The sequence below is a fragment of the Lacihabitans soyangensis genome, from assembly GCF_024343775.1.
Lineage (GTDB): Bacteria > Bacteroidota > Bacteroidia > Cytophagales > Spirosomataceae > Leadbetterella > Leadbetterella soyangensis.
On sequence record NZ_RJUF01000048.1, the window covers coordinates 1 to 20278 of the forward strand.

Genomic DNA, 20278 nt, shown 5'->3' on the forward strand with positions numbered 1-20278 from the left:
TGATGATTACACAAAAAGGTGTACCACTGTCTGTTGGATTAACCTCAGCCAATGTTCATGACGTAAACTATCTTGGAATGATAGACAAAAAAGAACAACTTGCAGGTTATGAGTTAATTGCAGACAAAGGTTATCTCTCATTGGGCTATCAAACATCTCTTTTTGAACAAGACAAAATCAGACTAATAACACCAATTAGAGGTAATATGAAAGAAAGAGTAGATGTGTGGAATAAGTCTTATCGATATATTAGAAAAAGAATTGAAACACTTTTTTCACAACTCTGTGATCAAATGATGTTTAAAAGAAACTACTCAAAATCATTAGATGGCCTGCTTACAAGAGTCGTTGCAAAGGTAAACGCTGTAGCTGTTTTACAATTCATAAATATGTCAAACAATAGACCAATAAATCAGTTGAAGCATGCCATGTTTATTTAAACCGCACAAGGGGTTAATAGAATAAGAAAGTATTTTCAATCGAGAATAACCACAATTCATTAAAATACCTCATTTGGCTTATTATGTCCGCTATTGAAAGCACCTGCGGTCTTGGGTTCAATTATTTTATGCCTTTACCAGCCATTTTAAGCCGAAACCTAGGTGAGCACCCTCAGTTCCAGAAGTTGAACTAAGTACGCTTTAATCAGCCAATTGAAATACTACCTTGATATCATCACCACCCAATGCCGCCAAAAGCCCAGTTACATCATCAATTTTTCCAATTTTGGTATAACTGTAGGAAGTAGAAAAACTTTTATAGAACAACACCAAAGTTCTCGAACCGTACAGCATTAAATCTCCCGACTGAATACTAGTAGGTACCGAAGCGTTGGTGGGTAGGCTTTGGGGCAATTATGCAAATTTTTCGTTGTTATTTAATTCATCCATCTTGAGCGTCAAAGGCAAAAGAGATTTGAAAGCTTTGGAGGTTGGGTTATCTATAAGTGTTGCTGTGAATTTTTTTTGACCAATATTGATTTGTATTTTATTTCCGCTTAGAAATTTGTTTTTTTCAATCATTGTTTCTGGAAATATTTGATTTTCGACTTTACATAAAATACTCAAACCTATGAATAACTGAATAAAAGATAGCAAGAACAATGGTTTCACTCTGATAAATATTTAGTTGAGTTTCTTGTAAATCTTCTTAAAATTATAATTCAAAGTCACGTTCCACATAAAATCCTTATTACCGGGGATATCTGATTTAAAAGTCTGATTAATAGTAGCTTGCAAACTAAAAGGTAGATTTTTATGAGCCAATGAACCTGTCATTGTCAAATAATCTCCTCTGTAGCCATCGGTGTACAAAAAATAAATAGAAGGAAAAACGTTGAAATATAGACTTTTACCTAGGCCGATATTCGTAATGTTTGTGTTTAGAAACAAAACACGTGTCAATTGAGGACCGTGGTTTTGCAGGCCATTGCCATGTAAATACATGGCACTTACACCGAAATTCTTTCTGAATTGATAACTCGGCACTGCCTCAAAAGCTAGAAAACGAAGCATTTCGGTGATTTCCTTGGTTTTCCCGTCTTCTACATCGGTTCGACGAATGAGTGTAAATGCGGGGTGTGCACCAATCCTAAAACCAAATTTTTTATTATCAACCAAACGATATCGCAGCCACCAAATCAAGCCACCTTTTTCGGCATTGGGAACCAATCGAATATCTGGTTCAAAACTCAATTTCTTTTTCCTGAAAGATAAATTGGCCACAAATGCGGGATTATCTAGAGAAAACGTTGGAATAATAGAAAAACCATTGTTGGTAAAGCCGACATTTCCTGAAAATACCATAGGAGTTTGTGTGCTGTCATCAGACTGAGCAAAGCATAATTTGGAACAAAAAAACAAGAGAACAAATAGTACTAATAACCTCATTTTCAGATTTGAATAATTTTGATTTACAAAATTACCAAGCTCTTAATCCCAATCTCTTATACATTTTACGGTTTGACTTACCAATTTCACTTTTATAGAAAAATATATGATTCTATTCTTTTAGATTTACCTAAAATTTAGAAAATATGGTCATTTACGATAGCATTAAAACCTATAATGAAGCTTTCAATCACCCTAATTTGCATCCCATGATTAGCCTACTGGACCTCAGCAAAGGAAATCCATTGAAAAGAGGCAAATTCAGATTGGATTTTTATGCCATTATCATTAAAGATAGCAAATGTGGTGATCTCAGATATGGCTTAAAGCACTATGACTATGAAGAAGGAAGCATCGTGTTCTTTGGCCCTGGGCAGGTGGGCGGCTCAGAGCCTGAAGGTGAATGGCATCAGCCATATGGGCTGGCTTTGGTTTTTCATCCTGACCTCATCAAAGGCACGTCTTTGGCTAAAACAATTCACGAATATTCGTTTTTCAGCTATGATTCTTACGAAGCTTTGCATGTTTCTGAAAAAGAAAGGGGCCTCATAGATATTTGTTTTGGAAATATTGAAACAGAAATAAAACAAAACATTGACAAACACAGCAAAAAGATATTGGTTGCCAACATTGAGTTGCTTTTGAAATATTGTGCTCGTTTTTATGACAGGCAGTTTATAACAAGAGAAACGGCTAATCATTATGTCATTGAAAAATTTGAAAACTTATTGACCGATTATTTGCTCAGTGATAAACTACAAAATGTAGGATTGCCCACTGTAACTTATTTTGCGGAGGAGCTACATCTTTCACCCAATTATTTGGGAGATTTATTAAAAAAAGAAACAGGGAAAACTACCTTAGAACTTATACATTTGAAAATCCTCGACCTTGCCAAATATAAAGTTATGGACAACACTAAATCTATTAGTGAAATAGCCTATGAGCTCGGCTTCAAATATCCGCAACATTTCACACGTTTATTTAAACAAAAAGTTGGGGTAAGTCCGAATGAGTTTCGTGGGTTGAATTAAACGGTCACTTTAACTTAGAATACTGGTTATTAATGTTATACACCAAGCCTATACTCCACAAAAAATCTTTTCCAGCAATATCTGTTTTTATGGCTTTGCTCGCAATGGCGTTCAATGAGACTGGGAAATTTCTTTTGAATAAATTTAAGGTGGCGTTTATATATGTGCCATCATTGTCATCCATTTTTAGATAATATGCCTGTGGAATGAAGCCTAAACTAAATTTATTAGAAAGTTTCAAGTTTAATATACTTCGCAATGCAACGAATGTAGTATGCTGCAAAACATCCTTAGTCAGACCTTTTGAACCTAAATAATATAACCCTAGGCTGGCATTTTTGGACACCAGATAGGTGGGCGAAACCTCCCATGCAAAAAACCTCTGAGCGGCCAAGAAATTCCTGGTTGTTCCGTTTTCTGTCACCGAAATGTCTCGAAAAACCACCGATGGATGAGCTCCCAAGCCAAGGTTAAATTTCTTCTGCTGAATAAGTTTATACCGCCACCAAAATACAAAAGCCCAAGGTTTGCCAGTCATACCAAAGCGAAACATGGGATCAAAACTCAATCGTCCCTTACCCACGTTCATATCGAATAAAATGGCAGGTTTCCCCAACGAAAATGTGGGTATTAGCGAAACACCGTTGTTGGTAGCTGTAATTTGTCCTCTCAAGAAAGTGGGAGTTTGGGTGCTATCGGTATTCTGAGAAAAAGTAGCGTAGAAAGAAAATATCAAGAAAATAGAGATGGAAACTGACTTCATCGAAAGGGCTCTTTTAGTTCTAGTGCAAAGGTCTTACTTTTTGTTATATTTCCAACTACCATTACTACGGCATCATTTACCATTTTCACTTATCAACTATAAAAATTCAAAAAGACTTACAGCTTTATCGTATTTTTGAATTAAACGTTCTGACAAGCATTGATAAAATCGAAAAAACAGGTAGTGTCACCGAATTAAATTCAAACAAAGGTCAAGAAACATTTGTATAATTCGGGGAGAGATTTGCTAGAAATAATCTAAAATTTTAAACAAACAACTTGATTAATAGTACTCTTAATCGAACTTTTAGAAGTACTATTAAAAAACTATAAAGAATATGATTGCTGCAAATGATCTAAAAGTAAGAGGATTAAAGGCCATTGAAGAAGAAATGAAGCACTTCGATGAGGTTGGAATTACTGTCAGAGGTAAGGTGAAATACGTTGTTATGAAAGTTGAAAAATTTGATGAATTGCGTGAATATGAGCTAGATAAGGCATTAGCAGAAGCACAACAAGACATTAAGGAGGGAAGGTTTGTAAATGAAAACGCAGAAGAACATATAAACAGGCTCTGGAATGATTAAAATATTGAGTACAAGGCGATACGAAAAAAGCCTTGAAAAATTCAAAAAACAGCATCCTGAGCTTAAAAGTCAATATTCTAAAACCTTGTTTTTATTAGAAGAAAATCCTTTCCACCCTTCACTTCGGCTGCATAAATTACAAGAAAATCTTCAAGAATTTTACTCCATCAGCATCAACATGAAATACAGGATTTTGCTGGATTTTATTATTCTAGACGACCAAATTATACTTTTGGATATTGGTAGTCATTTGTACAGATAATTCAAATCCTTGAAAAAACCGATTATCAAAGATTTGAATAAAAAAAATGATCGAGGCAAAGAAAATCCACCTCGACCAAATTTCAGTTACAATTCCTTCTTCTTCAGAGCCTTCACGGCAAAGTCAGCAGCACGAGCTGTAAGTGCCATATAGGTAATTGATGGATTGACGCATGAAGCGGAGGTCATGGCGGCCCCATCGGTTACAAACACATTTTTGCAATCGTGTACTTGGTTAAAGGCATTTAAGACTGATGTTTTAGGGTCGCGGCCCATGCGGGCAGTTCCCATGTCGTGTATCCCCAAGCCCATGTGTGTCGGTCGGTCATAAGGCGTCACATTTTTAAATCCTGCGGTTTCTAGCATTTCAACGGCACTGGCAACTATGTCTTTTCGCATTGCCCAATCATTTTCTACAAATGCTGCATCAGTCACAATCATCGGAATTCCCCATTTGTCTTTTTTCACAGGATCAAGAAAAATCCTATTGTTTGGGTCTGGTAATATCTCACCAAAACCTCCAATTCTGATACTCCAAGGGCCAGGCTTGGTTAGGCTTTGTTTAAAGTCGTCTCCAAATCCGTCGGCGGCAACTCCTCTTTCCCAGCCATCTCTCACTGCACCTCCTTGATAACCAAAACCTCTCAGATATGCGGTTTGCTTGTCATTTCCCCAATTCCTGAATCGTGGAATATACATGGCATTTGGCCGTTGACCATATACATAGTCGTCCTCAAAACCATCTACTGTGGCAGATGCCCCGGAGCCCAGTTGGTGATCCATTAGATTTCTTCCCACCTGGTCGCTGTCATTACCAAAGCCATTTTGAAAACGATTAGATTTTGAATTCAACATCAAAGCCGCAGTATTAATTGAACCAGCATTTAGGAAGATTATCTTCGCAAAAAAATCTTCAGTTTGCATCGTGTTCTGATTAATAATTCGAACGCCCGTAGCACGTTTCTTCTGCTCGTCGTAAATGATTTCAGAAACGATTGAATCGTGTAAGATACTCAATCGATTGGTTCGCATGGCTGCTGGAATTGAACCAGACAATGAACTATAATATGCCCCATAAGGACAGCCTCTGTTGCATTTGTTCCTATATTGACACGAGCCACGACCCAATTTGGTATGTATGTCTTGGGCTTGAGTCAAATTTGCCACGCGACCCACAGTCACAGGTCGGTTAAACTTCTCAAACATTTTATTTTTAAAATGAGCTTCTGGAGCAAAAAGTGGCATAGCCGGCAAGAAATGTCCATCTGGAAGAACCTCAAGACCTTCTTTTTGACCACTTACGCCCACAAATTTCTCCACATGTGTATACCAAGGCTCCAAGTCTTCGTAACGAATGGGCCAATCTATGCCGATACCTTCTTTCGCATTAGCCTCAAAATCATGTTTTCCCCATCTATAACTCTGACGGCCCCAATGCATTGATTTTCCACCTGTGTGATAGGCTCTGATCCAGTCAAAAGCACGTATTTCGATGTAAGGATTTTCTTTGTCGTTGGTTAAATGATTCACCACTTCCTCGCTTCCCAATCCCCAAAAACGACTATTTGCCCAACGTTCTTCTGCAGAAATATTGGTGGTTTTACCTCGGTGCTCAAAATCCCAAGGCTCTTTCATGGCAGTATCATAGCCCTCGATATGCTTTATTTCGTGACCTCGCTCTATCATCAAAACCTTTAACCCCCTTTCTGTGAGTTCTTTAGCAGCGAAGCCACCAGACATTCCCGAGCCAACTACTATGGCATCGAATGTATTATTTTTATTTGCTTTTATATTTAAATTCATGATTTTCAGTTTGTTTTTTGTCACTAAGGCACGAATGAATTTATCGTGCTTTAATTATTTTCAGTAAGCAAATGATTTTTGATTTGGTTTTAACTTGATGAGTTCCAGTTTCCCTGGAATTTGAACATACTCAAAAGAAGCTTTTAAGCCTGCTTCTGAAGTAAAATAACCCAGAAGCGTTAATTCTTTCATTAAACGCCAAAACGGGGTAACTTTACTTGTAATTTTCTTGGTTTCTTGTTCCAATAGCTTCAGAACTCCAGTTCTTTCATCAGCCTTTAAACTCAAAAACTTCACCTTCTCCATTGAGGCCAAGCCATCTAAGAAACTCTGATGTTCAGGTTCCCTATAGCAATCGTTCAACATCATTACAATGAAAGCAGGCACACCCACATCCTTTGCTCCAGGAGTATCAGTTTTGGGGATGATCATTTCCGCAATTTCGGCAAGAATTTTCTGTTGCGTCTCTGTCAAAGAGAATGAAGAATCGTTGTTATTGGGTGAAGTAAATGTTTCCCATTTATCCATGGCCATGATGGTCGGTGCTGAGAAGGTCCCCCCCAACATCAAGGCCACATTTCGTATGACTTCTCGTCTGTTCATTTTTTTATTATCGATTGAATTTTGTATTGATAACAAATATATTTATTCAATCCGAAAATCAGACTAGAAAACTTAATCTTTCCGCAATTAATTCTTCAGAAGTCACTTTCCGAGTTTATCGAATTCTATTTAGATCGTATTGCTTCGAAATAATAACTATTCCATCTAAAATTATTTAGTATTCATCGAATTTTATGAAATAAAAAAAATATAAGAAATACCTTTGCAAACCGAAAGTAAAAGTCTCAAATGAAGAAATTATTGTTAGTCGTTTTCATTTCCACCCAAAGTTATGCTCAAGAAAAACCTTCGAATGGATCACCCATAAAACCTACACCAGTTGAGTTCCTTTTGGGGCACAAGCGTATTCAAGGTCAGACTATTATCATTAAAAACTTTTCTAAAAGTAAATTTGGCATTTTCTCCTTAACAACATTGGCTGGCGATTATAAAAATGTAGATAAGACCAATAACGAACTTTTTTCGAATATTCAGCTCAATTATGACATTTACAAAGGTCTGAAAATAACCAGCGGAGCCACTTTCAGCTCTGTCAAAGGTTTTGCACCAATAGCAGGCTTAGAGTATGTTTTCGTCAACAAAAACTTCACTATTGTTTTAAATCCAACCATTGAACTTAACAAGTCCTCAGGGTTGGCGAATTTCGGCCAATTAGAATATGCTCCAAAAAATGACAAATTGAATCCTTATTTTCGGATCCAAGGTTTGTATGTTCATGGTATCAATGATAACCACCACGAAAGAAGTTCAATAGTCTTGCGGACAGGTATAAGCAAAAAAAGTTTTTCAACCGGGCTTGGCTTCAACCAAGACTATTATGGTCCAAGTAAAATAGTAAAATCAAATTTCGGAGTATTTTTTCAGTATAAATTTATTTAACAATTAATCTGTTTTTTTTAAAATGGCAAAACCGAACCAACTCAATCAAACCATGCGGACTTACCACCGCTATTTGGGCTTTTTCTTAGCTGGCATCATGGCGGTGTATTCCATCAGTGGTATCATAATGGTGTTCAGAAATACCGATTTTCTTAAAAGTGTTGTGAAAATCGAAAAAACTGTTGAACCCAACTTAAAAGGGGACCAGCTTGGCCCGATATTGAAAATGAAGGTGAATGTTGAAAAAGAAGAAAATGGAATTATTTACTTCAAAGGTGGCCAGTACAATTCTCAAACTGGTGAAATAAAAGCCGAGAAAAAAGAATTACCTTTTATACTAGGCAAAATGGAACACTTACACAAAGCCACCACCAATGATCCCTTGTTTTACTTGAATTTGTTTTTTGGCTTATCCTTATTCTTTTTTGTAGTTTCATCATTTTGGATGTTTTTGCCCGGAACTAAAATCTTCAAAAAAGGACTTTATTTTACGCTTGGAGGCATTATACTCACAATTATCATGCTTTTTGTCTAAATAAAAGAATCATTTTGGCTTGTTGGATCCCTGATAAAGAAACCAAAAACACCACTCATATTCATAACAGTATTGGTGGTGTTTTTTCTTTTCCCCGAGGGGTAAATACAATCTTTACAAGTTAAAAAATAACGGTCTAATGATTAGTTTATAAGAATCTAGAAATCCACAATGGTTTTTTATGCCTTTTTTTGATGCCTTTCGCAAAAACAGCATTTTTTGGTTGAAAATGAGTTTTCAATTAGAGAAACCTACAGAGAATCGGCGGAAAATTGTTTTTTGAAGTAAAAACTTATGATTTTTCACCTAGCTCACTGAACATCTGGTGTTGGCCAATTCAAAAAAATCTTGAATTCAATGTCAAGCTCATAATTATTAAGCTCCTGGTAAACTTTCCAAAAGCACTTGGGGTTCTTAAATAAAGCACTTATGTCAAATGACTAAAATACCTTTATCAGTTCTTGAACTTGCCACCGTGGTAGAGGGAGGAAATCACAGAACTGCCATAGACAATACTGTAAAAATCGCCCAACACGTAGAAAAACTTGGTTATCAGCGTATTTGGATGGCAGAACACCACAATATGGAGTACATTGCCAGTACGGCAACGTCTGTTTTGATAGGTCATGTGGCAGGGAAAACCGAAAGTATTAGAATAGGTTCTGGGGGAATCATGCTGCCCAACCACAGCCCGTTGGTCATAGCAGAACAGTTCGGTACCTTGGAAACCATGTATCCTGGTAGAATAGATTTGGGCTTGGGTCGGGCACCCGGTTCCGATCAATTGACTGCAATGGCTTTGAGAAGAAATCAAGAAACGGCCCACTCTTTCCCAAGAGATGTGCGGCAATTGCAAAAGTATTTTAGTGATGACAATTCCGACGCCCAAGTGCGGGCATTCCCAGGTGAGGGCTTGGATGTACCTATCTGGATATTGGGTTCGAGCACTGACAGTGCCTATTTGGCTGCAGAGTTAGGGCTTCCTTATGCTTTTGCCTCGCATTTTGCTCCTGCTCAGTTTCGGACAGCTATTCAAATTTACCGAAGCAATTTCAAGCCATCGGCTTCTCTTCAAAAACCCTACATTATGGCCTGTGTGAATGTAATAGGTGCAGATACAGACGATGAGGCAAACCTATTGTTGAGTAGTTTATTAAATCTTTTTGTCGGAATTATTACTAACACACGAAAACCGCTAAGGCCAGCAGGTACTTTTCCCGAGAGTTACAATATCCCCGAAGTTAAAAATGCGGTAAACAATATGCTTTCTTGTACATTTTACGGAAGCAAAGAAACGTTGAAAGAAAACCTTTCACAGTTCATTTCCGAAACTGGAATAGACGAACTCATGGTAGCTTCACACATTTTCGATTTGGACGCAAAATTGAAGTCCTTCAGAATTCTAAATGAAGCTATGGGTTCTGTGAAGGTGGTTAATTTGTAATAGGCTCATAAATGATTAGATTTTACGGAGCAATACTTGTGAATTCGTTAATTTTTCAGCGTATGCAAGCTAATTCTTTAGACATTGACCTACATAGACAATTAATCCTCTTTCTCCGAAATCCGCAACAACACAATCGCCATCATCACAAACAAACCCAACACAAAGCCCAATCCAAGTCTCAAGCCAAAGGTTTCGGCCAGAAAACCGATTGCTGGAGGGCCAATAAAGAATCCGGTGTAACCTATCGATGTGGCCATAGAAATCCCAGCCGATGGACTTATATTTTTGAGGTTTCCAGCAGACGAAAACACTATGGGCACGATGGTAGAAAGCCCTAAGCCAACTAAAAAAAAGCCCAAAAATGTACTCCAAACTGATACAAAAAACAGTGCAATACCTAAACCGAAAATAGCCAAAAGGGCATCTATCAACATCAGTTTCTGCTTACCTAGTTTGAGTGTGAAATAGTCACCGAATATACGTCCAATGGTCATAGAAACCCCAAAAATACCAAACGCCCAGGCACTTATAAGCTCGCTTTGATTCACTACGGTATTCATAAAAATGGCTGACCAGTCCACCATGGCACCCTCACCAGTCATACAACAGAAAGCAATTATACCAAATGGAAGAATGGTTTTAAAAGCCAAGAAATTATCAGTTTTTAGGTTGTTCGTGGCAACAACAGGTTCGTGAATATGGTCTCTGATGAGTTTGGTTGAAGCCCAAAGTATGGGAAGAATGCCGAAGATCCCAATAATGTTGAGATGTGTTTGAAGTGATACCTGAAAATTTGAAAACAAACCTCCTACGGCCGCTCCCAAGGCCATGCCAATACTAAAAATAGCATGAAAAGACGAGAATATAATTTTGCCCCAAAGCCTTTCTACTAGAACCGCCTGGCCATTCATCGTGACATCCATAGCACCCGAGGCTGCACCCAAAAAGAAGAAACAAAGCCTGATGAGCCATTCGTTTTGAGATAAGGCTACCATTGGAATGGATATACAGAACAAAAGTGCAACTATTTTGACGATTTTATCAGAGCCAAATCTACTGCCCAACCAGCCTGCAAAAGGCATAGAAGCCATTGAACCTAATGCAATGCAGAACAAAACTGTGCCCAATTGAGCATTGTTTAGTCCATAAAAACGCTGCAATTCGGGCAGTCTGGAGGTCCAGTTGGCATACAGAAAACCGTTTACAAAAAAGAAAGTTGAAACAGCTATCCTATTAATGACTAATTTCTTGTCCTTCATTTTGAAAAATTTGATACAAAACTAAAGAATCAAAACTTCGAGAAAAAATAATTTCTCGATAGGTGACAAAGCCTTATTTGGCAAACACGAATCTTTACGATAGTTTTTGAAATTTCAATTGGTGGATTAAGATGCAAAAAAATAGGACTCCCTTGGAAAGAAAGCCCTACCCTATTTCTATGCCTAGAAAATCTTAAAACAACTTCTCTTGTGGTGGTTTTGCACCTGCCAAGCGAATATACACCGTAGTTTGACCTCTGTGGTGGGTTTGGTGTTCGAAACATTTGGCTAATGCCACACCTTTGGTCATCTCAAATCGCCCAAACATTTTCACATTTTCGTTCATCGAAGCGGGATTCATTTTTTTGATGCCGGCTATTACAAAATCGTAGCCCGCCAAAACCAACTTGGTCGTATTTTCCTTAGACTTATCAGCAGACTTTTCTGATTCGCCTTGTCCAATTGGGCTTTTTTCACCTGTTGCAGCCGCTGCAAACGCATAATTGGCATCTGTAAAATGTAACATTTGTTCTGCAAATGAACGCATTTCGGGGGTTGGCTTTAAATCATATTTGTCGGCTGGCATGGCATCCAAATACTCTTTGGTGTAAGCTTTGGCTCTTTCCCATTCCTTCACCATTTCATCAATAGACTGTGCATTAACTGATTGAATAGCCAACAAGGCCAGAATCAGCGAAAATACGAGTTTTAGTTTTTTCATTTTTGTTTAATAGTTTAGATAATAAAATTACAGAATTTGTTGGATTTCTGTTCCACAATATTGAGATATTTAATCCTTTTACATTCCATTGACTTTCAATAATTTACAAATATTTAAAAACCAAACACATTTTTGAAGGAGATAATTTAGATGTCAGAAAAGGCAGTAAAAAGCGAAGCTTGAACTGGTCGGCATCGGAAAGATTAGAAAAAAATCTACTCTAATAACGAGTTTCATACTGTTCCAAATCGACTAAATAAGAATTTTCATTCTTTTGGTGTACAATTCTTTCAGAATCATTTATTTTGAATTTCGAACATACTATTTGAAGTAAGTGTAGGGAATTCAAAACAGATAAAAAGCAAAACCGAGAAATGACAACACGAATAATAGCCACAACACCAGATTGTGAAATCGAAAGTTCAAGAATTTTCAATTTCAATAGGGAACTGATTTTTCGAGCATGGTCTGTTCCTGATCACCTCCAAAACTGGTGGGGACCAAACGGATTCACAAATACTTTCAATGAATTTGACTTTAGAGTTGGTGGCCAGTGGAGTTTTGTTATGCACGGCCCTGACAAGGGAAATTATCTGAATGGATGCGAATTCATAAAAATAGAAGAACCATCACTTATTGCTTGGAAACGCCATTCCAAACCACTTTTTCAGGTGCTTGCAACTTTTGAAGAAATATCAGAGAACCAAACCAAGCTTGTTTTTAAGATGCTTTTCGAAAACGAAAACGAATGCAGAAAAGTAAAGGCTTTTGCAGTTGACAAAAATGAGGAAAACTTTGACAGGCTTGAAAAAGAGTTGGCCAAAATGAGCTCTTGAACAGCCTTTGAAAAAGAAGTTAAACTTTTTTATATCGAATAAATCATCACTTGGATTCCAAATAATTTTGCAGGAAAGAATTTTTGGAAGTCGCTGAGCTTTCGTTATATTTGTATTTATATAACGGTTTCTCTAAATCATTTTTTACCTAAAATTTTGATTTAAAGATTGAATCGAAAAACCCAACCTTAAATTTATGTCATCGGACCTCATTTTACTTTTACTACTCGCAATTGTAGCATTTTTATATTCTTCCGTAGGTCATGGTGGAGCCAGCGGTTATTTGGCGGTTATGGCCATCATGGCGGTGTCGCCAGCACTTATGAAATCATCAGCCCTGGTCATGAACCTTGCGGTTTCCCTGTTCTCTTTTATAGGTTTTTACCGAGCAGGGCATTTTAAGTTTAAGTTATTTTGGCCTTTCGCTCTGGCCAGTATTCCCATGGCGTTTGTGGGCGGCACCATGACACTTCCCGACACCATTTACAAAAAAATACTTGCAATCTGTATTCTCATTTCCATAGTCCGTTTGATATATAAGTTTGATGATAACCACAGCAACAAACGCCCAATTCCCGTTTGGGCTGGATTACTTTCCGGTGCATTAATTGGCTTATTATCAGGTATGATTGGTATTGGCGGTGGTATTATTTTGAGTCCATTGATGTTGCTCATGAGGTGGTCTAACCTAAAAGAAACAGCAGCTATTTCAGCTCTATTTATATTTGTAAACTCGCTATCTGGCCTGTACGGTTTACTGCAAAAAGGTGGTTTACAATTGCCTGAAAATATGCAATGGGCTGTTTTTGCAACCATCATTGGAGGTTTGTTTGGTTCTTATTTCGGCAGTCAAAGATTCAATAACGCTACCCTTAGGAAACTTCTGGCAGTATCGTTAATCATAGCCAGTTTGAAATTAATTTTTACTTAAGTCTAAAATAAATATTCAAAATGAAAGCCCAAATATTTACCTTTTTTATACTGATCAGCCCGTTACTCGGTTCTTCGCAAAAAAATGTAGAATCCACAAATGAATTCGTTATCAAGGGTTTAGTTGAGACCCCAAAAACAATTACTTTCGCTGATTTACAGAATAAACAAACCGTAGAAATAGGTGATTTTAAGATAACAAACCATGTTGGCGAATTTAGAAAGGAATACAAAAATATGAAAGGAGTTCCTTTGCTTAGTTTGTTAAATGACATCAAAATAACCACAGAATCGCCAAAATTATTGAGCGAATATTATTTAATTCTGAAAGCATCAGACGGGTACTCTGTAGTGCTATCTTGGAACGAACTCTTCAACACAGACCTCGGAAATTCATTTTTTATTGTAACTGAGGCAGACGGAAAATCTCAAACTGATAGTTCTGAGCGAATCTTGATGATTGCCAACAAGGACTTCAAAACAGGCCGAAGACATATAAAAGGCCTACAAAGTATTGAGATTAAAAAAATTTAAAGATTGGTCGGCCATAATCGTTCCAGGCTACGTCGAAGAAGGTTTTCAAGAGGCTAAAAATTCCTGCAGTTTCAAATCAAAAGACTGTTGAATTTCTTCATGTAGTTGTTTGAAGGCCGCCATAAGATGTTTTCCTTCTTCCGTCACTATGGTGCCTCCACCTTTTTCTCCGCCAGTTTGAGTGCTTACAATTGGCTTTATAACTTGCTGATTCATAGACTGCACCATATCCCATGCCTTTTTGTAAGACATGCCCATGAGCTTAGCCGCTTGGCTTATAGAACCCGTGGCAATGATATTCTCCAGAAGCTGTAACCGACCAGGTCCAAAAAAACGGTCATTTTCACCGATAATTCTTACTACACCTTTTATGGCAAAGTTCTGGTCGGACTTCAGATTGTCTTTTATGGTCATGACTGACAGCAGTAATATTTATCCAAAGTTATGAAAACTTTTGAAGCACATAAACCCAAAGTTTTGCTGACTTAAATTTTAATGACTACTTAAGGGACAAAAAACATATTTAACCGCTAAATTCGATTCAGAACCTCAATAATTTCGTATTTTGCACAAAAAACCTTAATAAAAAATGGAAAAATTCTTAATGCAGAAATTCAAATTTCTTTTGCTATTTCTTTTGGCTATTACATGCCAAGTGCAAGCCGCCAAAAATCCTGAATATACCTTGGTTATCGAAACATTCGACTGGGGACCCGCTGTCAACAAAGTCATTATTGCCCTCGATGCACCTGCCAAAACAGCCAACATGGCTGATTACGAAGTAGTTGCCGAGAGAAGCCACTCTTGTGCAGTTATTCCTCCGGCTTTTGCCAAAGGAAATCGAACAGTGGTTTATGCCTATATTTCTGACGGCAAAGGCAACAGAGCAGAAGAAGGCTCCTTTGCCACTTTGGTATTGTACGTGGCACCCAACTCGCCCATAACTTCGGCCTTGCAATACTCACAAAAGGCCGAATGCCGAGGAAATCAATGGGTTGACTATAAAGTAACCGTGACCAATACCAAAACTAATGAAGTTTGGAGCAAAGAAAAAGGAAAAATCCGCCCACTGGCAGATGATTTTGACTTTAGTGGAAAATTCGAATATGAGCCAGGAAAATCTCTAACCTATGCCGATTTCAAACCAAAAACATCCTCAGAAAAGACTCCATTGATTATATGGCTACACGGTGGTGGCGAGGGTGGAACAGACCCGAGCGTGGCACTCATGGGCAACAAAGCCACCAATTATGCCTCACCTGAGATACAGAAATATTTTGGTGGAGCCTATGTTTTGGTTCCGCAAACTCCTGGTGCTTGGATGCAAGACAAAGACGGCAAGATGCAGTCGGGTAATGGAGAAGACGCTTACAATGTAGGTTTGATGGCTTTGATAAAAAACTACGTGAATACCCACCCAGATATTGATAAAAAACGAATTTATGTGGGTGGTTGCTCAAATGGAGGTTACATGTCGTTGAAATTGCTTTTGAAAGAGCCTGGCTATTTTGCCGCTGGATATATCAGTGCTTTGGCTTATCAATCACAATACATTACTGATAGTCAAATAAATAGCATAAAACATATCCCAATTTGGTTTATCCATGCAAAAGATGATAGAACCACAGACCCAGTTAAAACGGCCGTTCCTGTATATGAAAGACTAAAAAAGGCTGGAGCTAAAAATGTGCATTTGAGTTATTATGATCACGTAACAGACCTAACGGGAATGTATGGAGGCGAAAACTTCCATTTTAACGGACATTGGTCTTGGATATATTCACACGCCAATCAGTCTCATACCGAATTCGACGGTTCGGACGTATTGCTAAATGGCAAACCAACTACTCTAATGGAATGGATGGCGGCTCAAAAGAAGAAATGAAATAGCAAAATCTGAATATGAATTTTCTGCAAAATTGGTTCTAGAAAAAATCAGAAGAGGTTGTCAAAGTAAATGACAGCCTCTTTTAAAATCACCTAGCTTATAAGTTTAAATGTCATTCACTTTTAGTTCTTCGTTTGTTCTTTTCAAAGCTCTTTTTGTAACCTTCAAATCTTTAAAATAGCCAGTGGTGGCAATATCAACATACAGCCCAACATAGCCCTTTTTGTTTTTCCCCAACATTTTATTGACTATAAATGAAGAATATTTCATGTCATTGATAAACATTTCGGCCGTCTCACCATTGATTTCTAATCGCATCGTAATCCATTCATTAAGTGCCACAGGAGCAGAACCTTCATACGATCCCGCTGGAAATTTGTCTCGCAGCGTTTGGAATTTAAAATCAGGATAAGAAAAATATTGTACCGCATGATTTCTCGCCATTTGGTTATTGATTCTACCCACTTTTGGTCTTAAGTATATAGATTCCCAAGCTGAATCATCTTCCTTGATTCTGTAATATAATCCAATAAAACCTGCTGCTGGAGGGTAAGGAGAAGGATCTTGAATTTGACTATACATTTTTACCTCAATCGTGCCGTTTTCAAAATCATCAATGTCGAGAAGTCTTGCGTAGTGGCGGTCATCAACAGTGGTTTCCAAGTTTTTTTCGTCAAAAGGTAGAGCCTTTAAATCACGCTCAATTTTCAAGACTTTTTTACCCTGAAAATCTATAACCGAACCAGTAACATTGTGTAACTCAAAAGTCTGCTTACCAAACGTAACATTTTGTCCGAAACATTCTGTGGCGTATAAACCAATCAAAAATAAGGTAAAATGAATTAAAATATTTCTCATGTTTTGCAAGATTAAATGTTAAAATAATACTGCAAAATTAGAGGCCACATCCGGGTTTTACCCTTAACCTAGATTAAGAAATGAAAGCTTGAAAAGTAAAATATCAAAGTCCTTTTTTGCTCAATCCCTTCCGAATTTTACTCAAAAATTCAGGCGTAATGCCCAAATAAGATGCGATTTGTGTATTAGGAAGTCTATTACTCAAATGTGGATACTGCTCTAAAAAACTCAAGTATCTTTGTTCGGCAGTTGAACTGAAATTTTGTAAAACACGGTTTTGGATTTCAACGAAATTGCTTTCTGAAATGACTTTAAACATTCGGTTTACCTTATTTACCTCCACAAATAACCAATATAAATCAGGCTGACTAATTTGATAAATTTCAGAGTATTCTAGGGCTTCAATATTAAGTTTGCTGGCGGTTTGCGTGTAAAAACTACCGATATCAGCTATCCAATCGCCTTCAGCGGCAAATTGTATGTTATGACTAAATCCCCTGTCATCTACCCCATACATCTTAAAACAGCCTTTGATTACGAAAGTGTAATGTTTGCAAACACATCCCTCTTTCAAAAGAAAACCCTTTCGTTTTACTATTGAAAATCTGATTTTACTTTCTATTATTTCTGATTCCTCCGCACTGAGTGGCAGAATTTCCTCAAATTCTTTGAAAAGTGATTGCATTAATAAATTAAATCTGTTATTTTGTTTCAAAAACCGAAATTACTCAAATTTCGAATTCTCCTTAGCATTTAAGTTAAGTACTTTTTTTGAATATCATAAAGATTTTACCCTTTAATAAAAAAACATGAATGGCAAATATTGACATAAAAAAAATCGGAATTAACGAATTAAAGCAGTTACAAGAGATAGGAAGGCAGACGTTTTCAGAAACTTTTTCGGCAGGAAACACAGAAGAAAACATGAAGAACTATCTAGAGGAGGGTTTTTCTGAAGAGAAACTATCCCAAGAATTAAACGACCCAAACACTGCATTTTATTTTGCCAAACAAGACGATGATGTTATTGGATATTTGAAACTGAACTTTGGAGCCTCACAAACAGAGTTGAAGGATGAAAGTGCCTTAGAAATAGAAAGAATTTATGTTTTGAAAGATTTTCATGGTAAAAGCGTAGGTCAAGTGCTTTATAATAAAGCAATAGACATAGCCAAAGAAAAAAATGTAAAGTATGTATGGTTAGGTGTTTGGGAAGAAAATCCTCGAGCAATTAGCTTTTACAAGAAAAATGGCTTTGTAGAATTTGATAAACATATTTTTAAATTGGGCGACGATGAACAAACAGACATCATGATGAAACTGATTTTGTGATTTTTTCCACCAAAAACACCCTCTCTTTGCATAAAAAAAGAGAGCAGCCATTTAGCCACTCTCAAAAAAACTCAAAATAAGGTATTACTTAACCGAAATTACTCATAATTTCTAGAAAGATTTAGTTTATTTGTATTGGAATATTCAATGCTAAAAAAATTATTCGATTAAAACTATTGTATAACGAATATTGAAATTCTTCAAAAGTGAATCAATTTCGCTTGAAGAAATTCCAAGCTTCTAAATAAACATCAATGTCGTTGGGATAGTCGTGCTTACCGCCAATGACTTTGAAAAGCGTTATTTCTGGTTTCCTTTTGGACTTATAGGTATATTTTTCTACGGTTTTGCCATCTTTTGGGTCTCTGTCTGGCATAGATTCCATTTTTGGAGAGCCTTTATAGCCTGCTAAACTTGACCAATAATTGAGCGTTCTATCGGTTGACCTTACAAAACCCAAGTTCACTTTTGGCCCCAACTTCACCTCTCCTCCATTGTAAGGGTTAATTTCGTCAGCCGTTCCGTTGACAATCATGACGGGCTTGGCTACATGTCTTTCGGCACAGTCTAAGTTGTTGGTATCAGGCAAATTGGCTATAAAAGCTGTTATGGCCCTGAAACGCTCTGGCATAGTTAGTACCAATTTGTAGGCCATATGTCCACCTCCAGAAGTACCGATAGCAAACACTTTCTTTTCATTTATGTCGTATTTGGCTTTGAAATAATCTATCATTTGGCCAAAGAATGCTTCCTCATTGATATTTTCCATATTGGCAGCAGAGTTGGCAGTTTTACGGCATTCGTTCCAATATCTTTTGTAACCGTTGGGATATACCAAAAATATATTTTCATCAGCAGCTATGGCTTCTAATTTCTTTTCAGCATCACTTTTTCTGATAATCTGACCATCACCCTGAGAGCCATGAATGACAAAAACAAGCGAAGCCTTTGGCTTTGGAGCAGGTATAAAATAAAAACTTCGGTGATGGTTCTCTATAAGTAATGAATCTGCCAAAGTTTGGCCTAAAGCTGAGCTTGATAGTAAAGAGAAGAGAAAAAGGTTAATAATTATTTTCATTTCTGATATTAAATTTGGCTCTATGCTGAATAGAGTGGGTACTTGAATTTGAGTTTAGCAGCAATGAAGTAAATCATACTGATAAAATTGTTTTTATTTCTGTATCCACGAGCCCTAGCTTTAGCCAATTGGATTTTACTATTAATACCTTCTAAAATTCCGTTTGAAATATGGTATTTAGAATAGTTTGTAATTCCTTTCCAATGTTTGATTACGGTGTCTGCAAATTTCTCAAATTGAGGTATCATTGCCTCTTTTACCATATCACACCAATAGGCTAAAAACCCTTGAGCTTCTTGAGGCGATTTAATAGACCAAAAGTCGTCAAATAGTATTTTTAAACGATAAGCCGCACCTAATCTGGGTAATGCCTCTAGTGACATATCTCTCTGTGTTTTTTGAGAAGCCGTCATGTTTTTGTCATTTTTGAGAAACAAATACTTTTGCCCTTTTAGCATTAGGTGATTCTTTAGTTCTTGTTTTCTTAAGTCGTCCATACTTTTATTCAAGAGTGCTTTGACATGATACCTATCAAATACTATTTGAGCATTTGAAAATTCTGACTCCACACCACTGATAAAAGAGGGTGATAAGTCTATACAAACTTGCTTGATATTCTGTCTCTGGGTACCTTTAGTTTCCAGATAATCAGCTATTTTCGTAATGGTGTCTGCTCCCTTGCCCTCAGTTGCATGTACTACCCTTGAAGTTTTCATATCCACCGCAACGGTTATATAATCATGCCCCTTTTTAGAACTTGTCTCGTCTATTCCCAATGTTGAAATATCACTATGATCTGCACCACAATAAGCAATTCCAAGCCAATAATTAAAGATATTCCAGATGCGATTGGGGTAAACTCCAATCACTTTGCCTACCTTGTTGACTGGCATTTCTTGCTCTATTAACAACATACTAAATGCCTCAAACAGAAGTGTAAAACCACTACCTTCCCGTGCCCACGGTACTGAGACTTGTTCAACCTTATTCTCAACAGTTTTTACACGTGGTATTTTACAAT

At 37.1% G+C, this 20278-nt stretch carries 23 protein-coding genes and 1 pseudogene; 12 read left to right on the forward strand and 12 right to left on the reverse strand.

Annotated features, from left to right (window positions below):
• The coding region (locus EGI31_RS13215; protein WP_255037701.1) for a transposase at positions 1 to 440 on the forward strand (440 nt) is incomplete at its 5' end.
• 201 nt (positions 441 to 641) lie between these two features.
• Here the strand turns inward: EGI31_RS13215 and EGI31_RS13220 are convergent.
• Positions 642 to 1022: pseudogene (locus tag EGI31_RS13220) on the reverse strand (cyclophilin-like fold protein).
• Between the two features lie 102 nt (positions 1023 to 1124).
• A complete protein-coding gene (locus tag EGI31_RS13225; RefSeq protein ID WP_255037702.1) occupies positions 1125 to 1889 on the reverse strand; it encodes a hypothetical protein in 765 nt (254 codons plus the stop codon).
• A 146-nt stretch (positions 1890 to 2035) separates the two neighbouring features.
• Between EGI31_RS13225 and EGI31_RS13230 the strand changes: the two genes are divergently transcribed.
• Positions 2036 to 2923 carry a helix-turn-helix domain-containing protein gene (locus EGI31_RS13230; protein ID WP_255037703.1) on the forward strand — a complete coding sequence of 296 codons (888 nt, stop codon included), beginning with the start codon at positions 2036 to 2038 and terminating at the stop codon, positions 2921 to 2923.
• Positions 2924 to 2927: 4 nt separating this feature from the next.
• Here EGI31_RS13230 and EGI31_RS13235 read toward each other — a convergent pair whose 3' ends face one another.
• On the reverse strand, positions 2928 to 3686 hold the full coding sequence (locus EGI31_RS13235) for a hypothetical protein (protein ID WP_255037704.1): 759 nt from the start codon (positions 3684 to 3686) through the stop codon (positions 2928 to 2930).
• A 337-nt stretch (positions 3687 to 4023) separates the two neighbouring features.
• Between EGI31_RS13235 and EGI31_RS13240 the strand changes: the two genes are divergently transcribed.
• Positions 4024 to 4272 carry a hypothetical protein gene (locus EGI31_RS13240; RefSeq protein ID WP_255037705.1) on the forward strand — a complete coding sequence of 83 codons (249 nt, stop codon included), beginning with the start codon at positions 4024 to 4026 and terminating at the stop codon, positions 4270 to 4272.
• Complete coding sequence (locus EGI31_RS13245) at positions 4265 to 4534, forward strand: type II toxin-antitoxin system RelE/ParE family toxin (protein ID WP_255037706.1); 270 nt, start codon at positions 4265 to 4267, stop codon at positions 4532 to 4534. Before EGI31_RS13240 ends, EGI31_RS13245 begins: the two co-directional genes overlap by 8 nt.
• A gap of 86 nt (positions 4535 to 4620) precedes the next feature.
• Here EGI31_RS13245 and EGI31_RS13250 read toward each other — a convergent pair whose 3' ends face one another.
• Positions 4621 to 6336: a GMC oxidoreductase gene (locus tag EGI31_RS13250; protein ID WP_255037707.1), complete on the reverse strand. Its 1716-nt coding sequence runs from the start codon at positions 6334 to 6336 to the stop codon at positions 4621 to 4623.
• Positions 6337 to 6396: 60 nt separating this feature from the next.
• On the reverse strand, positions 6397 to 6939 hold the full coding sequence (locus EGI31_RS13255) for a gluconate 2-dehydrogenase subunit 3 family protein (RefSeq protein ID WP_255037708.1): 543 nt from the start codon (positions 6937 to 6939) through the stop codon (positions 6397 to 6399).
• Positions 6940 to 7188: 249 nt separating this feature from the next.
• On the opposite strand from EGI31_RS13255, the gene EGI31_RS13260 reads away from it, so the two are divergent.
• The 3 genes from EGI31_RS13260 (at position 7189) to EGI31_RS13270 (ending at position 9818) form a co-directional block, all read left to right on the forward strand.
• Positions 7189 to 7839 carry a hypothetical protein gene (locus EGI31_RS13260; RefSeq protein WP_255037709.1) on the forward strand — a complete coding sequence of 217 codons (651 nt, stop codon included), beginning with the start codon at positions 7189 to 7191 and terminating at the stop codon, positions 7837 to 7839.
• 22 nt (positions 7840 to 7861) lie between these two features.
• On the forward strand, positions 7862 to 8374 hold the full coding sequence (locus tag EGI31_RS13265) for a hypothetical protein (protein ID WP_255037710.1): 513 nt from the start codon (positions 7862 to 7864) through the stop codon (positions 8372 to 8374).
• A 436-nt stretch (positions 8375 to 8810) separates the two neighbouring features.
• Positions 8811 to 9818, forward strand: a complete 1008-nt coding sequence (locus EGI31_RS13270; protein ID WP_255037711.1) for an LLM class flavin-dependent oxidoreductase — start codon at positions 8811 to 8813, stop codon at positions 9816 to 9818.
• A 101-nt stretch (positions 9819 to 9919) separates the two neighbouring features.
• Here the strand turns inward: EGI31_RS13270 and EGI31_RS13275 are convergent, their stop codons facing one another.
• The gene (locus tag EGI31_RS13275) at positions 9920 to 11080 is read right to left on the reverse strand and encodes an MFS transporter (RefSeq protein ID WP_255037713.1); all 1161 of its coding nucleotides are present in this window, start codon (positions 11078 to 11080) and stop codon (positions 9920 to 9922) included.
• Between the two features lie 193 nt (positions 11081 to 11273).
• The gene (locus EGI31_RS13280) at positions 11274 to 11801 is read right to left on the reverse strand and encodes a DinB family protein (protein ID WP_255037714.1); all 528 of its coding nucleotides are present in this window, start codon (positions 11799 to 11801) and stop codon (positions 11274 to 11276) included.
• A gap of 374 nt (positions 11802 to 12175) precedes the next feature.
• On the opposite strand from EGI31_RS13280, the gene EGI31_RS13285 reads away from it, so the two are divergent.
• The 3 genes from EGI31_RS13285 to EGI31_RS13295 all read left to right on the forward strand — a co-directional run bounded on the left by EGI31_RS13285 (position 12176) and on the right by EGI31_RS13295 (position 14101).
• The gene (locus EGI31_RS13285) at positions 12176 to 12637 is read left to right on the forward strand and encodes an SRPBCC family protein (RefSeq protein ID WP_255037716.1); all 462 of its coding nucleotides are present in this window, start codon (positions 12176 to 12178) and stop codon (positions 12635 to 12637) included.
• Positions 12638 to 12833: 196 nt separating this feature from the next.
• Complete coding sequence (locus EGI31_RS13290; RefSeq protein WP_255037717.1) at positions 12834 to 13568, forward strand: sulfite exporter TauE/SafE family protein; 735 nt, start codon at positions 12834 to 12836, stop codon at positions 13566 to 13568.
• A gap of 20 nt (positions 13569 to 13588) precedes the next feature.
• Entirely contained in the window at positions 13589 to 14101 is a 513-nt protein-coding gene (locus EGI31_RS13295) for a molybdopterin-binding protein (protein ID WP_255037718.1), read from the forward strand.
• Between the two features lie 45 nt (positions 14102 to 14146).
• On the opposite strand, the gene EGI31_RS13300 is transcribed toward EGI31_RS13295, so the two are convergent.
• On the reverse strand, positions 14147 to 14515 hold the full coding sequence (locus tag EGI31_RS13300; RefSeq protein ID WP_255037719.1) for a winged helix-turn-helix domain-containing protein: 369 nt from the start codon (positions 14513 to 14515) through the stop codon (positions 14147 to 14149).
• Positions 14516 to 14690: 175 nt separating this feature from the next.
• On the opposite strand from EGI31_RS13300, the gene EGI31_RS13305 reads away from it, so the two are divergent.
• The gene (locus tag EGI31_RS13305; RefSeq protein ID WP_255037720.1) at positions 14691 to 15986 is read left to right on the forward strand and encodes a prolyl oligopeptidase family serine peptidase; all 1296 of its coding nucleotides are present in this window, start codon (positions 14691 to 14693) and stop codon (positions 15984 to 15986) included.
• Between the two features lie 108 nt (positions 15987 to 16094).
• On the opposite strand, the gene EGI31_RS13310 is transcribed toward EGI31_RS13305, so the two are convergent.
• Both EGI31_RS13310 and EGI31_RS13315 read right to left on the reverse strand, forming a co-directional pair.
• Complete coding sequence (locus EGI31_RS13310; protein WP_255037721.1) at positions 16095 to 16847, reverse strand: LamG domain-containing protein; 753 nt, start codon at positions 16845 to 16847, stop codon at positions 16095 to 16097.
• 103 nt (positions 16848 to 16950) lie between these two features.
• Positions 16951 to 17532, reverse strand: coding sequence for a Crp/Fnr family transcriptional regulator (locus EGI31_RS13315; RefSeq protein WP_255037722.1), 582 nt, complete (start codon positions 17530 to 17532; stop codon positions 16951 to 16953).
• A gap of 128 nt (positions 17533 to 17660) precedes the next feature.
• On the opposite strand from EGI31_RS13315, the gene EGI31_RS13320 reads away from it, so the two are divergent.
• Positions 17661 to 18179: a GNAT family N-acetyltransferase gene (locus EGI31_RS13320; RefSeq protein WP_255037723.1), complete on the forward strand. Its 519-nt coding sequence runs from the start codon at positions 17661 to 17663 to the stop codon at positions 18177 to 18179.
• A gap of 211 nt (positions 18180 to 18390) precedes the next feature.
• On the opposite strand, the gene EGI31_RS13325 is transcribed toward EGI31_RS13320, so the two are convergent.
• Together EGI31_RS13325 and EGI31_RS13330 are read right to left on the reverse strand one after the other, a co-directional pair.
• Positions 18391 to 19257: a CE1 family esterase gene (locus EGI31_RS13325; RefSeq protein WP_255037724.1), complete on the reverse strand. Its 867-nt coding sequence runs from the start codon at positions 19255 to 19257 to the stop codon at positions 18391 to 18393.
• A 20-nt stretch (positions 19258 to 19277) separates the two neighbouring features.
• Positions 19278 to 20278 (reverse strand): ISL3 family transposase (locus EGI31_RS13330; protein WP_255035273.1); only part of this gene is annotated, 1001 nt, incomplete at its 5' end.

Excerpts from the sequence above, each read along its gene's own strand:
- EGI31_RS13255 (WP_255037708.1), bottom strand. The coding sequence starts at position 6,939 with ATGAACAGACGAGAAGTCATACGAAATGTGGCCTTGATGTTGGGGGGG.
- EGI31_RS13325 (WP_255037724.1), bottom strand. The coding sequence starts at position 19,257 with ATGAAAATAATTATTAACCTTTTTCTCTTCTCTTTACTATCAAGCTCA.
- EGI31_RS13245 (WP_255037706.1), top strand. The coding sequence starts at position 4,265 with ATGATTAAAATATTGAGTACAAGGCGATACGAAAAAAGCCTTGAAAAA.
- EGI31_RS13270 (WP_255037711.1), top strand. The coding sequence starts at position 8,811 with ATGACTAAAATACCTTTATCAGTTCTTGAACTTGCCACCGTGGTAGAG.
- EGI31_RS13275 (WP_255037713.1), bottom strand. The coding sequence starts at position 11,080 with ATGAAGGACAAGAAATTAGTCATTAATAGGATAGCTGTTTCAACTTTC.
- EGI31_RS13290 (WP_255037717.1), top strand. The coding sequence starts at position 12,834 with ATGTCATCGGACCTCATTTTACTTTTACTACTCGCAATTGTAGCATTT.
- EGI31_RS13230 (WP_255037703.1), top strand. The coding sequence starts at position 2,036 with ATGGTCATTTACGATAGCATTAAAACCTATAATGAAGCTTTCAATCAC.
- EGI31_RS13235 (WP_255037704.1), bottom strand. The coding sequence starts at position 3,686 with ATGAAGTCAGTTTCCATCTCTATTTTCTTGATATTTTCTTTCTACGCT.
- EGI31_RS13300 (WP_255037719.1), bottom strand. The coding sequence starts at position 14,515 with ATGACCATAAAAGACAATCTGAAGTCCGACCAGAACTTTGCCATAAAA.
- EGI31_RS13265 (WP_255037710.1), top strand. The coding sequence starts at position 7,862 with ATGGCAAAACCGAACCAACTCAATCAAACCATGCGGACTTACCACCGC.
- EGI31_RS13315 (WP_255037722.1), bottom strand. The coding sequence starts at position 17,532 with ATGCAATCACTTTTCAAAGAATTTGAGGAAATTCTGCCACTCAGTGCG.
- EGI31_RS13320 (WP_255037723.1), top strand. The coding sequence starts at position 17,661 with ATGGCAAATATTGACATAAAAAAAATCGGAATTAACGAATTAAAGCAG.
- EGI31_RS13225 (WP_255037702.1), bottom strand. The coding sequence starts at position 1,889 with ATGAGGTTATTAGTACTATTTGTTCTCTTGTTTTTTTGTTCCAAATTA.
- EGI31_RS13285 (WP_255037716.1), top strand. The coding sequence starts at position 12,176 with ATGACAACACGAATAATAGCCACAACACCAGATTGTGAAATCGAAAGT.
- EGI31_RS13280 (WP_255037714.1), bottom strand. The coding sequence starts at position 11,801 with ATGAAAAAACTAAAACTCGTATTTTCGCTGATTCTGGCCTTGTTGGCT.
- EGI31_RS13250 (WP_255037707.1), bottom strand. The coding sequence starts at position 6,336 with ATGAATTTAAATATAAAAGCAAATAAAAATAATACATTCGATGCCATA.
- EGI31_RS13310 (WP_255037721.1), bottom strand. The coding sequence starts at position 16,847 with ATGAGAAATATTTTAATTCATTTTACCTTATTTTTGATTGGTTTATAC.
- EGI31_RS13295 (WP_255037718.1), top strand. The coding sequence starts at position 13,589 with ATGAAAGCCCAAATATTTACCTTTTTTATACTGATCAGCCCGTTACTC.
- EGI31_RS13305 (WP_255037720.1), top strand. The coding sequence starts at position 14,691 with ATGGAAAAATTCTTAATGCAGAAATTCAAATTTCTTTTGCTATTTCTT.
- EGI31_RS13260 (WP_255037709.1), top strand. The coding sequence starts at position 7,189 with ATGAAGAAATTATTGTTAGTCGTTTTCATTTCCACCCAAAGTTATGCT.
- EGI31_RS13240 (WP_255037705.1), top strand. The coding sequence starts at position 4,024 with ATGATTGCTGCAAATGATCTAAAAGTAAGAGGATTAAAGGCCATTGAA.